Genomic DNA, 16,300 nt, shown 5'->3' on the forward strand with positions numbered 1-16,300 from the left:
GCGTCATTTTGGCAAGACAGGAGGGGGGGGAACAATGAATAAATGCAGTCCTCGTCGCTTATCGCATCGCTCGTGCCGCGCTCGCCGCCCACTAGGCTATTCAAGCTCCAATGCCTTACTAACATGGTAGAGCGGGCAAAAGCGGTGAAGCAAGCAACGACGCTCGTGAAACGGTGGCTCGTCGATGCCATACTCCTTTTCGAGCGTGCTCATGTTGTGGACGCACGATTTGCCCTTTGGAATCAGTTTGTCAAACTTCAAAGGCTTACACGCGATTTTGCCGACGACCCACAAACCACCGTTAACTTCAAGGGGCGAGACGTCCGCCACCGTCGAGAAATACGAAATCGAAAGCTTAATCGGCATGTCTCCTACCTCGCTTAGCAGCGCAGCCGCCTGCGAGGGCGTGCACCCGAGCTTATGCCGTAAATATTCGAAAACAAGTCCAGTCCTGAGCGCAACCCTACGAACATGCACATCAATCGGCTGGAGCAACGAGCACTCCTCTTGCGTGAGATCTGACGTTCGGAAATGATAGAACAAGTCCCGGAGGAACATCGAAGCCGTCTTGTCGCCGACCCCCGGAATATCTTTTAAGCTCTCAAGAACCTCTTTCAAAGCTCCGCCTCGCTCATGCTCGCTTATCACGTAGTCTACGATGTTAAAATCGTATTTCGGTAATCTGCCTGCAAATTGAATGGCTCCTATGACCATCTTCCGGTCTTTGCTGTTATTCACCCCAGCATCCTTTAATGCTGCGTCCAAAGCTCGTCCGTCCAACTTAGGCGCATCACCGCGCATCCCACGTAAAACCATGATGGTTTTATCTAAGAATTTCCTGCTGACGACGTCGCTTCGTCCCCGGAAGAACACTCTGTGAAGGAAAAAATTCAATGCATGCCACCAGTCGGAGCGGAGCGTTGAAAGATACTCTTTTTTATTTAAACCTATCCTTAAAGCTTCATCCGTGACCCATCTGTCTTCCACAGTTTTGAAAATCGGCACATATGCCTCAAAAACCATGCGGATAACCATAACGCTCCTTTCATGCCCGTCCGCCGTCTCAAAACTCATTCCTATGACATTTTAAAGACACACCTATATTTCAAGTATGCCTATGTTTCAAGTGTGACTTCAAACTTTTTCAGCACCACGCTTCCACCTGTAGAGGACAAAGACCCTGCAAGGACGAAGCACGTAATACTGAAAAGACCTCAAGCTTCGTGGGCGCAGTCGGTATTTTCAGTGCCCTGCGGGCGCTATCTTGAAAAGCTCATACCAAACAGAGATTATCCTTACGAGGGACTGAACGTCATGCTCGACAGCGAAAACCACCACTTCCTCGACGGTGTTGCTGTGGGCGTGAAGACCAATTGCAAAGGAGATTGCGCGCGGCTAAAACCGACAAAAGTCGTCGCATCCCCGTGGAAAGCCGTCTATTTTTACGAAGGCGATAACGTGCGAGTGTCCGTAGATTACTATCTGATGGCTCTTGCGGGCGAGGGCATCGCCGCCCGCCTGCTTTTCAGGACGAACGCTCCAATTCTCGTCCTTGAGCCGTTTTTCGACATTAGACATATGTATGACGAGTCCTCGCCTGAAGCGCATCAATTCTACGAGATAAGAGACGGCTGGCTCGCACGTAGCGGCGATAGACTCACATACTTTCGTATTCATGGCTACGACGGCTGTAGAACAAAATGCGAATTAAGGAGCGCTCGTTACGAAATTTGCTGGCGCTATAAACTTGGTTCTGGCTATCGGATGAAGACTGACGGCGCCACTTTCATAAGCGAATACAAGACACTCGTCTCGCCTGGTGAACTTGAAGTGTATTTTTGTAACGACGCCCGCAAAACGCCTATGAGCGGTGTGGAGAACGCCTGCGTGCTTGTGCTGACCTGCGGCGCATCTGAACAAAGACTTGAAGAGCTGTACGAGACTGCCTTGAAAGAGCTGGAGAAAAACGAAGACGCAGAGCTGAAATGGGCGATAGAAGCGAAAAAAAGGCTTAACGCCGCCGGGCACGCAGTTGCTCTCAGAGCGCTCACCCTCGCAAAGTTCGGCATGTTCAAGAATTCGAAATTTTTCCAAGACGCTGGCGACTTCTGGTTTAGGACGGTCTGGCTGAGAGATCAGTTTGAAGCACTGCTTTCAAATCTGGAAACGCTCTCACGCATCGGTTTCGCACCGCCAGCAGACCGCCTCGACGTGCTGAAGACCGTAGAACGTATAATTTTCGATGCTTTTGAGCTTCAAGACGAGCACGGCAGACTGCCTAACAAATTCCCAGAACGCCGTGGCGCTCCGCTCGAATACAACACGGCGGATGCAACACTGCTCGCATTCCTCGTCGCCGGCAGGCTTTTTGGCTTCCTCAAGGAGCCTTCGGAGAAGTGGCGCTTTGCGCTCCGCATTTTACAGCATGCGGAGCTTACCGTCGAGCGTTTTCGCAGCAACTCACAAGAGAAAGTCAACGGCGCTCCCGTACTTTGCGAGAACGCCTTGCTTTCTGCAACGCCTTCGCACTCGTGGACCGACGGGACTCGCACAGTATGCGGGACGAAAATGCCGATACGCGTGCCTGAAAGCTGGGAGCTTGAGCTTATTTCGAAGCTCGGCGTCGAGAATGCCGTCAAAGAGGTGAACAAGCCAATATTTTTCTTGCCAGAAATAAATGCACAGTGGATAGTCGCTTTGGGGCATTTTGAGGAGTTTGCTGATTTTTTGGAGAGTTTCAGCCGTGATTCAGAGGAATTCGATGGCAAAGCAGTGCCAGAACTACAGCTACATGCGAGAAATTGGCGAGAGCTGCGTTTAAGGGCGTTAGGCAACTTTAAAAGAGTCTTCAAGACGGAAAGGTTTTTGTATAATCTGGTGTCTGCGGGTGGCGTTATGAGAGGGCGAGCTGACGGGACGCTCGGCTCGCCTGCAGTTGTCGCTCTCAGCCTGCTTTCCGATTTTTTTGACTATAGGGAGTTGCGAACGTTCGTGGAAGTCGTGAAGAGCGAGTTGCTCATGCGGCGCAAGGGTCTTTGCTTCGGCGTTCTCGTGCGGGCGTCGCCGAAGCGCCGCTACTACGGCGACGACGAATACCATGAAGCGATGGTTTGGCCGAGGGACACACCTTACTTAATTCGCTTGCTGTTAAAGGCTGGTGAGGCGGGACTCGTGCGTGAAATCCTACGCAGCAACCTCGAACACCAAAACGAAGAGGGCTTCGTTTTTTACAACGCTGAGCTCTTCAGCCCCGACGGTGGCAGGCTCACGCCCGTCAAAAATCCCGTGCAGCTCTGGTCGCAGTGGACTGACCCGTTTTTAGCCCTCGATAGCCTGATTTTTCATTTTCAAAGTGGACGCCCAAGCTAAGCTGTGAAATAGTGACGTTTAGCAAGTTGTTTACGATTTGTAGCTCCAAATAAGGGTTAAACATCAGAAAAGCTTCGCCCCACGTATCTTCAACAAAATCATTTGGACACCTTCATCAAAAAACTCTAAAACTGTGTTCTGAGCGTCAACAAAGACCACACGCCCCTCCTTTTTTAGGCTCTCCCCATCGCCCCTCACCCACATAGCATTTTGCCCGAAAGCTTCGTAGAGCCGCCTTGCAACCTCGCTCCGCCCCACAACCGTTATTCGCTTCTTCTTCAGCCACTTGAATTTTTCGAGCCTTGCCACTGAGATGAAAAGTGAGAGCGTAGCGTTCAAGTCAAGGTCAAGGATCTCAAGCCTGCCCGGACGCCTTTTGAAGTCCGAGACGAGCATGACATGGTCACAACCAAGTTCTGCGGCGGTGTTCACAACATCTTCAAGGCTCATCTTCCCCCGATTCACGTATGGAAAGTGCGTGAAGCCCCGCAGCCGCTTGCACAGCGTTCTCGCCTCCATTGAAGGCTTCCTTGCAGTCGTTATTAGTAACATCTCATTCTTCAAATCTTACACCAACAGCCACAAGACTCACTTGTAAAATTCAGTAAAAATAGAATAAGGAAAAATTACTCTTTCTTCTCCACCAGTTCCGGGATCAGCCCGCCTTTGACGTGCATCTCGAAAATCCTGCCTGCTACCTCCCAGAGCTCCTTTGCGTCCTTATAGTGTGCGGTGTCCAGCCCGTAAACTATGGATTTTTCCAGAAGAACATCCTCGGGCAGCGGCTTCCCTACTGAGACGGGCATGTCCATTGGAACCGCCATCTGGTCTTTCGTGTAAACGACCTCGCCACGCTTCTTATCGAAATAGTAGCGACGCCTTGCGTCGAACATCAGACCGTCTTCGTCAAGACGGAGGGCAGAGCCGTGCACAGTGATGCCACGAACCGCAGTCCTCGCAGGATCGAAAAGCTCGGTCTCCAGCAACTCCTTCGCATATTTCTCTAAGTCCCGCTCACGTGCCTCCATCAACTCTCTCCCTGAATACGTGATGGTGTCAATGCCTCGATAGCGCACATGATACATCCTGCCTCTGAATACTGGAGTCAAAGGTGAATGATAGACTGAATCTGTGATTTGGATATAGCGGATGCGGTCGCCGTGTCGAGCGCCGTCGGTCGGCTCCACAAGCTCCCGTATCGGGTCTTCCGGCAGCTTCAGCTCGTCCAAGCTCGGATGCAGCGAGCTGTATTTTTCGCCGGGCGCTCTGTGCCCCAACAGCCGCACCAGGTCCTCATCAGGAATCTCCCTTAGCTTCTCGAACTTGCTCTTTGGGTCGAGGATGAAGCGCCGCCGCTCCGCAACACGGTCATCCCCAGGATACAAGTTTGGCGAAGGATTTCCGGACATAAAATCACCTCGCCGGTTTTATTAGGTCACGTTCACCCTCTGGCATGAATTCACGAAGCGCACCTTTTGCAATTTCTGCCCTTATCCTCTTAAAGTCGAAAGGCAGGTTCGAATCCGCAAATGCACCCTTTATGACCGGACTGAGCACCCAAGCGTCGCCACGAGCGGCATGCGGCGAGAACACAGAGGCGGGCTCTATTGCCATTATCAGCGCCGACGTTGAGTCTTGTGGCATGTTCGCGCCTCGCAGCTCCGGCACTAAACCCTCATCAGGGCGGACCGATGCTGCATACGCAATGCTAATGTGGTCAACGGAATCGCCGGAGCCGAAGCCAGCACGTCCCCACGCCTCTTTGCCGACGAACGCCTGCGTGTAATGCAACGCGAGATGCGCGGCGAGCGAGTGCCCGGTTGCGAGACCGACGCCAACAGCCGCCGTGGACTGCAGCATCCCAAAGCGTATGGCGCCGCCCCAGTGCGACTCCAGCAGCAGCGGATACTTGTTGTATTGCTCAAGGATGTAAAAAACCGCTTCTTCAGTGACGTCCCTCACAACATCGAACGACGGCTTCGCCTGCGCAAAGCCCCCGTATTTCTCTTTGACGTAATCCGCAACGTGTTGATAGAAATCATCGAGAACACCATCGCTACAGAAATATGCGACTGCGGAGGCGCCGACGCCGCCGATGACGTAATTGTTCACCCAGATGGAAATGTAATAGAAGCCGGCGAGAGCGGAGGCTTCCGCACAGTAGCGGACAGGGTCGTCAGTGAGCGCATCCGCCTGACAAATGTCGCCAATGTAGCCGTAGGGCAATCCGCCCGGCTCGTTGTCTTTCGGTCCCCTGCGGGGCCACGTCGGCGTCGCCAGCAGCACGTATTGCATGTGCTTCGCCGTGAGCGAGAAATCTGCAAGGACGGACCCGCCACCGAGCTTGTAAGCGACTATGAACGCAAGCGCGCTCTGATTTGCATTCCACCGCCTCGTTATCCCACCGTCGCCTATCCTAACAGCGATCGTTGGGATTCTCGTTACTTGATAAACGTGCTTCCCAATGCCCTCTTTCACCTTTTCAGCCTTCTCCTCAGGATACTCTCGGTTCAAGTCTATCAGAAATTGCGGGTCTATGTGCGCCGCCAGCTCGTCGTCGCCGGTAAGAATCTTGACTGAAGTATCTCTCACGAGTCCGGGGTGGACTTCTGCCATGTGCTCTTGGGCGACTGCACCGCCACACATTGCATGGTTCGCCACTTCTAAATACCTATTTATAGTCTCAGGTGTTACCGAGACGCCAAAACGGTTTTGAATAATCATGTGCGGCATATCGAGCCCCAAGACTGCAGTCCGTCTTATATCGTCAGCCATCTGCTGCATCGCCGCATTGTTTATCTGCTGGAAGTCGTCATACTCACAGATGACGTCCGTCCCGGTGATGTTGAAGTTTTCAAGAAGCCGCTGCCCCAGCGGCACGCCGCCTATTTCCTCCTCACGCTCCCGCTGGTAGCCGACGATTCCACGTTCTGCCGCCAACTTCCTCGAAAACTCCACAAACTCCGTCTTGCGCTTCGACTGCTGCCAGCCGCCCAGCTCGTAAAACTTTGTATATCTCTTCGTAGCGTCCTCCTCTCCAAAAGCCTTTTTTAACCTCTCAACTACATCCTCTTTCATCTACTACGCCTCCTGCGCCGCTGCCAGCGCTATGCGCTCAAGCGGGCGGTGGAACTCCGGCAACACTTTCCTAATTTTGAAAAATTTCCCGGAAGTCATCTCCGGAGAGTAAGCCTGCGTTCCTGCGTCCAAGCAGACGGCGGCGCACGCACACGGTATTATGAAGCCCTTTGACGCTCTTGTGACGACGTGCTCGCCCGACATTACGCCTGGAGCACCACCGCCATAAGTGGCGTGCGTTAGCCACTCATAAGTGATGGCGGTGCCGAGCGCTCTGCCGAAGTCCACAGACGGCAGCCCTGTCTGCATCCCCAACAAATCATTGTAAAAAAGCATGGCAGATGGTGCACTTTGAACGGCTCTCGATGCGCCGACACTCTGGATGGTCGCCGCAAGCAGCCCTGCAGCGGCATATGCATTCCACAACGCCACGTCTCTCGGTGCGTAAACCTTAAAGCCCGACGGTAGCTCTTTCTCCACGAATATCACGCCATCCTCCAAGGCTCTTTTCACCACCGCCTCGATGATGTCCACAAGCGTCCCTCTCCCATGTTCCTTCACGAGCTCGTAAACCATATTCCCACCGTTCAGCCCTTGGTAACCAAAACCGAGGAGCTGAAAGCGCTCGTAGGGCCCTACGGCGTTCCCAGATTCAAATGCGGCGGCATGTTCCAGCATCGAGGCAAGCGCTACGGCGTCAAACGTTCTCTTACCTGCAAGTGCCACTATCGTGTTTATTGTAGGGCTTCGGTAAGCAATGCCCATCGTTTCAAGCTTCGTCGGGAACGCAAGCAGCGCAGAAACTGCCCCGCCCGGCGAGACAGTCTGCGGATACCTACCGAGAAGTGCCGCCTTCAGCATATCCACGCCGTCAAAGACGCTGAGCTTAAAAATCTTGATTATCGCATATGCGACTGCTGCTGCCGACACCAAATATACCTGGGAGTAACCCGCCCCCGTCTCAACACGAGCCTTTGGCAACTGAACGATGAGGGAAGTGTCGAGAACCTTGACATCGGCGTCGTCACTCCCTTCCACTTTTATCATCCTTTTAACCTCATCAGCAATCGCCCCTATGTTCTCGACGAGCGGCAAGTCCAGTTCCCTGCCGAGAATCCTGCACTCGCAGCCTATCGCCATCGTGCCCCCGACGCTTGCTGTCTTCAGAGAATCCTCAAGCTTCTTCACATCCACAATCGCAGTCCGCTTTATGCAGTAAAGCATTTCCCTGATGGCTGCATTCCTCAGCGGACTTATAGCGCTCAACGGAACCCTCTCGGCAAGTAACTTCCCCCTGTCATCATGGATACTTATTCTGTCCTCTTCCATTAATTCAACAAATGTTCATTATCTTATTAGCATTTTTCCTTAAGCGCTTTGTCGAGCAATTATAATTTATGATAGGAACAGCTTAGCCAAACTCGTCAGAAGCCTCGGATTCCTTTTTATCAGCTCCTTAAGAAGCTCTCTGGCGTTCAACTCTCCGAACTTCACGCCTTCTAAGGAACGGGCGAGCCTGTTAAGCTCCTTATCGCTGAACCTTGACACCAGCAGCCTCGCCTTATACATTTTCATGAGACCCTCAGTCAGCTCCTTACATCTTTCCTCGTATTCGCGCAACGAGTCTTTTGAGAAATCTTTGCGCTCAAAAGCCTCGGCAACGACCTCTCCTGCGATTCTTCCTGCCTCTATGGCGTTGAGTATGCCGCCACCGGTCAGTGGGTCAGCTTGGCGGGCAGCGTCCCCTACGAGGATGATGCCATCGGCGACGCTCTTTATCGGCCCGCTCACCGGCACTGCTCCGAAGATCTTGCCGAGCACTCGCCCTTTCGGAAACTTCCTCCTCACAAACGCCTTCAAGTAGTCAAGGGCACGAGCGCCGTTTTTCGAGCGTGCCGCCTCTATCCCGACGCCGACGTTTGCCGAACGCTCTCCTTTAGGAAAGACCCAAGCATAGCCGCCCGGCGCAATGCTGTTGCCGAGATAAAACTCGCTGAAGTCCTCATCGACGTCAACGCCGGTCATGTAAAACTGAGCGCAAACCTCCAAGTCCGCCGGCTTAATCCTCGTCTCCAAGCCCGCCAGCCGCCCTATTTTCGATTCGACGCCGTCCGCAGCGATGACAACGTCTGCGAAAATCTCTGTGTCGCCAAAAGCATCTTTCGTGACGACACCCTTGACGAAGCTTCCATTCCTCAAAACAGAGACTGCTTGCGTTTTCACTCTGACCTCCACGCCGCTGTCGGCGGCGAGCCTCGCAAGATATTTGTCAAACAACTTCCGCTCAAGGACGTAACCCACCTCCGCAAGCCTTCTTTGCGTCGTCTTCTCGGAAAGCTCGACGCAGGTGCCATCAGGGCTGAAGATGCGGGCGCCCGCAGCCTCAGTGGCAATGCACTCCTTAGGCAGCCTCACAAAATCCTCAACTCTCTTGCTAACGCCCTCAGCGCAGCGCACCGGCACGCCTATTTCCTGATTCTTCTCGATTAAAAGGACGTTCAAACCGCTCTCCGCAGCGGTTCTCGCAGCAATAGAGCCGCCGGGACCGGCGCCGACGACCACTACGTCGTATCTCTCCTCCCGCATCTTCTCACCTCTCGTTCTTAAGCTCTAACGCCCCGACCGGACAAATATTCACACAGACGCCGCACTCATTGCAGCTCTCTCGAATTTCTAAACACACGCCTACGAGCTCGATGGCGTCCGCCGGGCATACAGTCACGCATGCTCCGCAATACCCGCATTTATATCTATCCACTTTCACTGCCATCGCATCACAGCTCCTACCGCCAAGGAAGCCCCTTCAGGGGGAGGGATTGGCGGAAGTTATTTATATTCTTGACAATTCTTATTCGGGTGCAGATGGTTGAGAAGGAAGTTGTTAAAGCCCTAAAGCTCAACTTGCTGCCTTTATCAAGGAGGAAAGGACGCTTGTTATCCGAGTTATTTAGTTCTGTCCTTGGCTGTTGCAATGGCATCCTTTCCATTGCCAAATCCGCCAATCCAGAGAACTTCGCCATCCTACATACCACCTCCTATCCTGTTATCAAGCAAAAGTGCAATCTGCACTCCCAAATACTCGTTGATTGTATTCATCAGGTGTGGGAGAACTTGAATGCTAAAGAATTCAAGCAAGTTCCAATCAGGTATAACATCCCACGTTCTGGGAAATTTGCTAAAACAAAACGAGGTAACCCTGTTGTTGTCATCGCAACTAATAGAAACAGAATTGCATTGCCAATCAGGCAGGAAGGTGCTTATAAGAGATTTATTGAGCACATGAACAATGGTTGGAGATGTACTCAATTTAGGTTGCATAGGAAGGATGGTCGTTATATTATCATCGCAAACCTGAGAAAGAAGTTTAAGGTTAAGCAGTATTATCAAGCAGTTGTAGGAGTTGATGTTAACAGCGGTAGTTTTGCTTTGACGGTGCTGGGGGGTGATGGTGGAGTTAGAAAGCAGTTGTATTTGGGACAAGATATATGGCACGAGCAGTGGAAGCTCATGAAGCGGAGAAGTAAGCTTCAAAGCTATGCAGATAAAGGAGATAAGAGGGCACGGCGTGCTCTCGAAAGGATGAAGCTTGCAGAAAGGAACTTCGTAACAACAAGGATGTGGCAAGTAAGCCGTGAAATCGTTGAGATTGCGATGAGATACGATGCTGCGATTGCTATTGAGAACCTCAAACACTTGAGGAAACGTAATGGCAAGGGGAGAAAGCCTAAGAGAGCTAATAGAAAGATACATCGCATTCCGTTTGCAAAGTTCAGGATTGCCATTCAATCTGTGGCATGGCAGCACGGCATTGATGTCGTTGAAGTTCCCGCTGCAAAGACTTCTCAGAGATGTCCTAAATGTGGTTACGCATCGAAGAAGAACTGGGTTTTCTTCAACGGAAAGAGAAGGCTGTTTAAATGCAGATATGGTTATGAGGCGAACGTGGACAGGACTGCAAGCAGAAACATAGCAACTCTGGCTCTGGAGCGGGGCTTCGTGGCTATTTCTGCCACTCTCAGCACCCAGCCCCCGAGTTCCAGAGCCGGGGGCGATGTCAGCCGCCCCGTCCGGCTCGATGAGGGTTGTTGGCAACATCTCCCCTCCGAGAGCAAGCTCCTCGATTTATCGAGGAGAAGCTGACCGTTTGGTAAAATATTTAAAGTGTTGATACAAACGAGAGAGCAGTGGGCCGTAGCTCAGCATGGGAGAGCGCTCGGCTGAAGACCGAGTTGTCCGGGGTTCAAATCCCCGCGGCCCCACACTTCGGCACTCACTCATAGCTCCAGCTCCTGCCAATCTGTATCTCTGCCGAAGCCTTGGAATCTTACAAAATTCGCAGTTCCCTCCTTCTTCACCTCCAACAACCCCTCGACGAGCTGCAAAAGCATCGAAGCTTCAGCTTCATGCATGCCTCTGTCCACGACTATTAAGCTTATGCCTTCAATGCTAGAAATCTTCCCGAGAAAGACATGAAGGAAACGAAACACCGCTCTTATATCAGTATACATCAGGAGCATAGAAATGGAGTCAAAGCAGAATCTTATGTTCTTCATCCCCCCATCCTTCCAAAGTTCCTTCAAGAAATTGGTGATGTGGACGCCTATCCTCGTCAGGTCGCCCAAAGACGGCACGTAACCCACATTTTCCGCCTTCTCAGGAGTCAGCCTCGAGGTGCAATCTATGACCCTCAGCCCGCCGATGGGCTCTTCGAACCACTCCATTATTCTCTCGCCGGACTTCTTAGTCGAGACGTAGATGACGCCCTCGTCGTTAAGCACGCCCGTCTGCACGAAGTTCTTCACGAGCGTCTCGCCTATACCCAGCGACGGCGCTGAGAGCATGATATTAGAGCCACGGGGGATTTCTCCAATAAGTCCATCAAGTTTCGGAATGCCGAAAAGGTTTTTGACGACGCCTGCCATCTGCCTAATTTTCGGGCAACCTTTATAAATCAGTTTTGACTTTCAGAGGGGCGGTTTGCATCATGCGCCGCCGCTGAGCTGGAAAGGCGACGTAACAAGCCATAATAATGCTAACATCTGCATGGTTTGCTCCCGCAGCGTGGGCAGCCACCGCCGTATTTTTTGAGGAAAGCTGCTTCGACGTCAACGCCAAGGACGTTCGCGAGGGATAAAAGCCACGCAAGCACGTCCGCAAATTCCTCCTCTATCTCGGGGCGACGCCCTTTCCTTATTGCCCTCGTCATCTCTCCAACCTCTTCGACGAGCCAGAGATTGTTCTTTTCCACGCCCCTCTCCCAGTCCCGCTCGAAGTAAGTCTCCTTTATAAGTCTTTGAAGCTCTCTAACTTCCATCGCTCCACGCTCCTATCCTTAGGTATCAGGGACACGAGTTCATCGCCCTTCAGGACGCCACAGCCGAGCGGCGTGCCTCGTTCCTTAAATTTCACGACGACGTAGCCATCGGTTACGTTCTTCAAGCGGGAAGCGTCAAGACGCACGCTCCGCCGCTGCATGAACTCAAAAGCGGCGCCCGAATCAAGCTCCACGACGTTCCTCGTCGCAAACTTCCCAAAAAGCTGTATGGCGCTCGTCGTCGGCTTAAGGCCAGCGCTGAAAACCCTCATGAAGCTCATCCCTACAACCTCACACCTCATTTCATCAAGAACCTTAGCAGCATCCCCTGAGACTATCCAGACCCTGTCCCCCTTTTGATAAAAATCATAGTGCTTAAAAACATCCCTACTTATTCCAAATCGCTCCTCCCACCAGTTTAATACCTCCTCCCTCGTGATTCGACGCCGCATTTTCTCTGCCATGATTATTCAACCCTAACCGATTTTGCCCTTTCTATGAACCTTTTCACTTTTTCGGAATCTTTTTTTCCCTTTCTTAGCTCCACGCCACTCGAAACGTCCACGCCGAACGGCCTAACGGTCTTAACGGCGGCTTCGACGTTCTCAGGGTTCAAGCCGCCGGCGAGTATTACTTTGGCTCTACCTTGTAAGGCGAAAGTCACGGCTCGGCTCAGTCGCCAGTCGTGCGCCCTTCCTGAGCCTCCAAGCGTTTCCGCCTGTGTATCAAGGAGGATGGCGTCGGCGCCCGCAGCGTCGTAAGCGGCGGCACTCCTGATAAGCTCGTCAGCATCGGCGTTAGCGCCGCCAACTCCCACCTTCTTTATGATTCTAAGCTTCAAGCCCTGCTTCTTCAAAGCGCGCACGAGGCTCGGCGGCTCTTCACCATGGAGCTGGACGCACATCACGCCTGTGCCCTTCAGTTCAGCTTCAAGCTTCAGAACGTCTTCTGGACGTTCCGCCACCGTGACGACGACGAACGCCGGCATTTTTAACCCCCGCCCCAAAAGCTCTCCTCTTACCTCGGAGAACATTCCTCTCGCTCGCTCGGCAGTCACGAACCTCGGCGATGCCTCGACGAGCACGGCACCGAGAGCGTCCGCACCTAAAGCGGCAGCAGTCACTGCGTCCTCGACGTTCGTCAAGCCGCAAATCTTGACCCAGACCATTTTTGTCTCTTCTTGCAACATTGTAGTAAAGGTTTTGGCAATGAAGGTGGTGAAGCGGGCAGCGAAGCGCATATTCACGAGGACGAGAATTCCGGGAGCGAGCTATGTTATCAACCAATACGTGGGCTGTGAGCACGCGTGTCTTTATTGTTATGCGAAGTTCATGTGCCGCTGGAAGGATTACGGCGTCTGGGGAAGCTGGGTCGAGGCAAAAATCAATGCGCCAACGCTCGTTAAAGGTAAATACGTGCGTGGCAGGGTTTTCATGTCAAGCGTGAGCGACCCTTATCAGCCTGTAGAGGCAGAGTTGTTGCTAACGCAACGGGTCTTAACGAACATGCATAAGGGCGTGCGGCTGTCCGTGCTGACGAAGTCTGACCTCGTTCTCAGGGATTTAGACGTCTTGAAGGAGTTTAGGGACTTGGAGGTAGGGTTAACAGTCAGCGGTCTCGACAGGAAGTTTGAGCCACGGGCGGTGACGCACCGTCGGAGAGTAACTGCGTTAAAAACGCTGAGCGAGCGCGGAATACGAGCTTACACCTTCATCAGCCCCGTGATTCCGCATGTTACTGACGTCGAATCCGTCGTGAGGGAGACAAAGAGTTTTGCTGACTATTATTGGCTTGAGTTACTGAATTTGCGAGCATGCGGGACGGAGTGCGTGAGGCTGCTTGAGTGCACCGCCCCTGAGGGCTTAAAAATACTCAGTGATGAGCATATGCTTAGAAATTACGTGCGTAGCTTAAAAGAGCTTTTGGAGAGAATGAACGTTGCTGTTGAGGGTATTGTGGTGCACCAGTCGGTGGGGAGGCAGTGGCTCGTCGTCAAGCCGCCGAAATGTGAGGCTACGCAGCCCATTTCAGCGCATTTGCCTTAATTTGCTTTGGTGGTAACATGGTGCTGCGGCTCATCTTCGTGGGCAACGCCTCCGAGCTTTATCGTGAGCTTGAAGGATACTACCTCACGAGGTTAAAAGCCGTCCTCAAAACAGAGATTTTTGAAGTCCCGGAGTCAAAAGCGACATCGCCGGAGCGGCGGCTGCGGGAGGAGGCTGCTCGCATTAAAAAGCTGCTCAAAGGTGGGATTTACGTGATGGACGCCAACGGCATGCTCGTGAACGACTCCTTCATGCTGCAACTTGTCAAAAGCTCCATATATGATGATGTTTCCGTTGTTGTCGGCGGTCCGCACGGCGTCGCTCCCGAAGTCGAAGGTGAACGTATCTCGTTCTCGAGGCTTATCTTCCCACATGACCTCTTCCGAATAATGCTCCTCGAACAACTCTACCGCCAAGCACTCACCCTGAAGGGCGTGAAATACAAGAAATAACCTTGAGCAACTTACTATACCACAACAATAAATCCTTTCAATCCCACATCGCTTCACTGGTTTCTGGATGGGTGGGTCGGAGCCGTGTCTTTGCCGCTCGTCGCCGTTACAACATTCAGTAAAACATTCATCTATTGCGATTCGACTGGAGCTTTCTTTTGGAGAAACTGCTTCCGCATCTTTTAAGGGCTTCCTTGCTCAGTCCAGCGGCGCTGTCCCGCTTAGCAGTGCACGAACTCTTCGACTTTTGCTTTTATGTCGTTGCTGCGCATGATTGCGGTGCCGATAAGAAGGGCTTTTGCGCCCTGCTTGAAAAGTGCTCTTGCGTCCTCGACAGTGTTCACGCCACTCATTGCCACGAGCGTTTTCTGCTTGAGTGCTGGCGTCGCCTGCACGACACTGCCGAACGTCCGCAAATCAACGTTTAGTGTCGTCAGATCCCGGTTGTTCACGCCTACGAGCCCGTAACGCAGAACCCCATACTCCTCAACCTTGGAGGTGGCGGCAAAGCTCGCATCCAGCTCCACAAGAGGCTCCAGTCCAAGATGCAGCGCAAGCTCTGCGAGTCTCCGTAGCTCCTCCGGACTTAGAAACCTTGCAATGAGAAGGACGGCGTCCGCACCATGCACGTAAGCCTCATAGACCTGAAACTCGCTTACTACAAAATCTTTCATCAAGATGGGAATGCCGACATTGAGCTTCACTCGCAAAAGGTCATCAGGCTCGCCGCCGAAAGCAGCGCTCGTGTGCACCGAAATTCCACACGCGCCGCCCGCCTCGCAGAGCCTCGCAGCCTCCACAACGTCGATATCCCTTATCTCCCCTGCGGGGCTGCGCCGCTTGACCTCTGCGATTATTGGCTTTCGCTCTTTGGCTCTCGCTCGTTTTATGCTTGCTGTAAGGCTACGGCGCTCGCTAAGCCGTGCCACTCGCTCCCGCCGCTCTCTTATTATTTCGGCAACACTCATCCCGCTCACCTGCACGTTGCGAGAAGAACTTTTGCCTCGCAGCTTTTATCGTCCCCGAGATGCCTTTAACCCGAATGGAGACTTTTCTACCGCCGACCGAAGTGATGCATGCGAGCGCCGCTCGCACGTCTTCCGTCCTCGTATGTGCGCAGCGTACGATGCCTGTGTGCATTTTGAAATCATCGAAAACGCCAGCGTCCTCAAAGTCTATGAGCCAGAGCCTGCAGCGACTCGCTCCCGTCTCGCCGAAGAGCGAATACAACGAACCCCAAAGCTCCTTCAGGAACTCGCCACGCTCTACCTCCCCCTCGCTCAGGAGCTCGAACACCAAATACCGCTTCTTCTCCCTTAAAGACGGCAATAGCCTTGTCATAGCCGCATGACACGCACCACTCGCTCCTCCTTTCTCCTCAAAACCCGCAACGGCGTCTCAGTAAGCGCTTTCAACGCCTCTTCCCGCTCCATACCGAAAAGGCGAGCTACCGCCATCAACTCCCTCGGCGCCCTCAACTCGTAAAGCGTGCGTGCGCCGCTCGTCAGTATTATACTTGCATCGTATTTCCTCGCAAGCTTGAGCATCTCGCTCGCCCGCTGCAAGATTCTTGAGCGGCTGCCACGCCTGCTGTTTATTATGCTGACGGCATTGAACTCTACAGCGACGCCGCTTTCCGCCGCATACCGCATCGCAACGTGATTAAGCTCGTCTCCCCCCTCGATATGAGCGAGGAAATCTACACGACTGTCCTTCAGCGCTGCTCTGTTCACAGCGTCGTCGCCACTCCGCACTGCTAAAATGTCAACGCTTCTTCTATATCTCCTTATTTTTTTGTGCAGCTCCGCAACATCCTTTGCTTGTATCTCCACGCCACGCAACAACTGAGGCTTGCCGCCCGCCTCTTTTTGAATCCGTCTTCCCGTGAAGCGTTCGTCCTCCTCGAGGACGGCAATGTATGAATAGCCATACCTTGAAGTGACCCTCAGCAGCCGCTCAAGCGACTCGCTCTCTGAGTGTATGTGTAAATCGAAAAATGTGTTCATCAGAATAAAAACGTCCCGAAATATGAAAAACTGCAC

Annotated in this window: 18 protein-coding genes and 1 tRNA gene; 5 read left to right on the plus strand and 14 right to left on the minus strand. The window is 52.7% G+C overall.

Features of this window, described 5'->3' with window-relative positions; genetic code table 11:
* Positions 1-96: 96 nt before the first annotated feature.
* The gene (locus ACXJJA_RS03160; RefSeq protein WP_456486776.1) at positions 97-1,074 is read right to left on the minus strand and encodes an HhH-GDP family DNA glycosylase; all 978 of its coding nucleotides are present in this window, start codon (positions 1,072-1,074) and stop codon (positions 97-99) included.
* Between the two features lie 54 nt (positions 1,075-1,128).
* Here ACXJJA_RS03160 and ACXJJA_RS03165 point away from each other — a divergent pair, with 54 nt between their 5' ends.
* Positions 1,129-3,369: a glucosidase family protein gene (locus ACXJJA_RS03165; protein WP_456486777.1), complete on the plus strand. Its 2,241-nt coding sequence runs from the start codon at positions 1,129-1,131 to the stop codon at positions 3,367-3,369.
* A gap of 63 nt (positions 3,370-3,432) precedes the next feature.
* On the opposite strand, the gene ACXJJA_RS03170 is transcribed toward ACXJJA_RS03165, so the two are convergent.
* The 6 genes from ACXJJA_RS03170 to ACXJJA_RS03195 form a co-directional block, all read right to left on the minus strand.
* Entirely contained in the window at positions 3,433-3,933 is a 501-nt protein-coding gene (locus ACXJJA_RS03170) for a Brix domain-containing protein (protein ID WP_456486778.1), read from the minus strand.
* Between the two features lie 62 nt (positions 3,934-3,995).
* Positions 3,996-4,778 carry a coenzyme-B sulfoethylthiotransferase subunit gamma gene (gene mcrG / locus ACXJJA_RS03175; protein WP_456486779.1) on the minus strand — a complete coding sequence of 261 codons (783 nt, stop codon included), beginning with the start codon at positions 4,776-4,778 and terminating at the stop codon, positions 3,996-3,998.
* A 4-nt stretch (positions 4,779-4,782) separates the two neighbouring features.
* Positions 4,783-6,447 (minus strand): coenzyme-B sulfoethylthiotransferase subunit alpha, encoded by a 1,665-nt coding sequence (locus tag ACXJJA_RS03180; protein WP_456486780.1) that lies wholly within the window; start codon positions 6,445-6,447, stop codon positions 4,783-4,785.
* A 3-nt stretch (positions 6,448-6,450) separates the two neighbouring features.
* Positions 6,451-7,776, minus strand: a complete 1,326-nt coding sequence (locus ACXJJA_RS03185) for a coenzyme-B sulfoethylthiotransferase subunit beta (protein ID WP_456486781.1) — start codon at positions 7,774-7,776, stop codon at positions 6,451-6,453.
* A gap of 66 nt (positions 7,777-7,842) precedes the next feature.
* The gene (locus tag ACXJJA_RS03190) at positions 7,843-9,033 is read right to left on the minus strand and encodes a geranylgeranyl reductase family protein (protein WP_456486782.1); all 1,191 of its coding nucleotides are present in this window, start codon (positions 9,031-9,033) and stop codon (positions 7,843-7,845) included.
* Between the two features lie 4 nt (positions 9,034-9,037).
* Positions 9,038-9,217 (minus strand): ferredoxin family protein, encoded by a 180-nt coding sequence (locus tag ACXJJA_RS03195; protein WP_456486783.1) that lies wholly within the window; start codon positions 9,215-9,217, stop codon positions 9,038-9,040.
* Between the two features lie 92 nt (positions 9,218-9,309).
* Here ACXJJA_RS03195 and ACXJJA_RS03200 point away from each other — a divergent pair, with 92 nt between their 5' ends.
* The gene (locus ACXJJA_RS03200; RefSeq protein WP_456486784.1) at positions 9,310-10,587 is read left to right on the plus strand and encodes an RNA-guided endonuclease InsQ/TnpB family protein; all 1,278 of its coding nucleotides are present in this window, start codon (positions 9,310-9,312) and stop codon (positions 10,585-10,587) included.
* A 45-nt stretch (positions 10,588-10,632) separates the two neighbouring features.
* Positions 10,633-10,706 (plus strand) — tRNA-Phe (locus tag ACXJJA_RS03205).
* Positions 10,707-10,721: 15 nt separating this feature from the next.
* Here the strand turns inward: ACXJJA_RS03205 and ACXJJA_RS03210 are convergent.
* The 4 genes from ACXJJA_RS03210 to ACXJJA_RS03225 all read right to left on the minus strand — a co-directional run bounded on the left by ACXJJA_RS03210 (position 10,722) and on the right by ACXJJA_RS03225 (position 12,950).
* Positions 10,722-11,369 carry an RAD55 family ATPase gene (locus ACXJJA_RS03210; RefSeq protein WP_456486785.1) on the minus strand — a complete coding sequence of 216 codons (648 nt, stop codon included), beginning with the start codon at positions 11,367-11,369 and terminating at the stop codon, positions 10,722-10,724.
* Positions 11,370-11,479: 110 nt separating this feature from the next.
* Positions 11,480-11,761 carry a MazG nucleotide pyrophosphohydrolase domain-containing protein gene (locus tag ACXJJA_RS03215; protein WP_456486786.1) on the minus strand — a complete coding sequence of 94 codons (282 nt, stop codon included), beginning with the start codon at positions 11,759-11,761 and terminating at the stop codon, positions 11,480-11,482.
* Positions 11,731-12,225, minus strand: a complete 495-nt coding sequence (locus ACXJJA_RS03220; protein ID WP_456486787.1) for a DUF7122 family protein — start codon at positions 12,223-12,225, stop codon at positions 11,731-11,733. Before ACXJJA_RS03220 ends, ACXJJA_RS03215 begins: the two co-directional genes overlap by 31 nt.
* A gap of 2 nt (positions 12,226-12,227) precedes the next feature.
* A complete protein-coding gene (locus tag ACXJJA_RS03225) occupies positions 12,228-12,950 on the minus strand; it encodes a phosphoribosylanthranilate isomerase (RefSeq protein WP_456486788.1) in 723 nt (240 codons plus the stop codon).
* A gap of 19 nt (positions 12,951-12,969) precedes the next feature.
* Between ACXJJA_RS03225 and ACXJJA_RS03230 the strand changes: the two genes are divergently transcribed.
* Both ACXJJA_RS03230 and ACXJJA_RS03235 read left to right on the plus strand, forming a co-directional pair.
* Positions 12,970-13,806: a radical SAM protein gene (locus ACXJJA_RS03230; RefSeq protein ID WP_456486789.1), complete on the plus strand. Its 837-nt coding sequence runs from the start codon at positions 12,970-12,972 to the stop codon at positions 13,804-13,806.
* 17 nt (positions 13,807-13,823) lie between these two features.
* Positions 13,824-14,258: a 23S rRNA (pseudouridine(1915)-N(3))-methyltransferase RlmH gene (locus tag ACXJJA_RS03235; protein ID WP_456486790.1), complete on the plus strand. Its 435-nt coding sequence runs from the start codon at positions 13,824-13,826 to the stop codon at positions 14,256-14,258.
* 221 nt (positions 14,259-14,479) lie between these two features.
* Here ACXJJA_RS03235 and ACXJJA_RS03240 read toward each other — a convergent pair whose 3' ends face one another.
* The 3 genes from ACXJJA_RS03240 to rnp3 are packed head-to-tail and all read right to left on the minus strand — an operon-like array spanning position 14,480 to position 16,264.
* Entirely contained in the window at positions 14,480-15,226 is a 747-nt protein-coding gene (locus ACXJJA_RS03240; protein WP_456486791.1) for an indole-3-glycerol phosphate synthase TrpC, read from the minus strand.
* The gene (locus ACXJJA_RS03245; protein ID WP_456486792.1) at positions 15,174-15,599 is read right to left on the minus strand and encodes an Rpp14/Pop5 family protein; all 426 of its coding nucleotides are present in this window, start codon (positions 15,597-15,599) and stop codon (positions 15,174-15,176) included. The genes ACXJJA_RS03240 and ACXJJA_RS03245 overlap by 53 nt, the downstream gene beginning before the upstream one ends.
* On the minus strand, positions 15,596-16,264 hold the full coding sequence (gene rnp3 / locus ACXJJA_RS03250; protein ID WP_456486793.1) for a ribonuclease P protein component 3: 669 nt from the start codon (positions 16,262-16,264) through the stop codon (positions 15,596-15,598). Before rnp3 ends, ACXJJA_RS03245 begins: the two co-directional genes overlap by 4 nt.
* Positions 16,265-16,300: the final 36 nt, after the last annotated feature.

The organism is Candidatus Alkanophaga liquidiphilum (assembly GCF_053996935.1).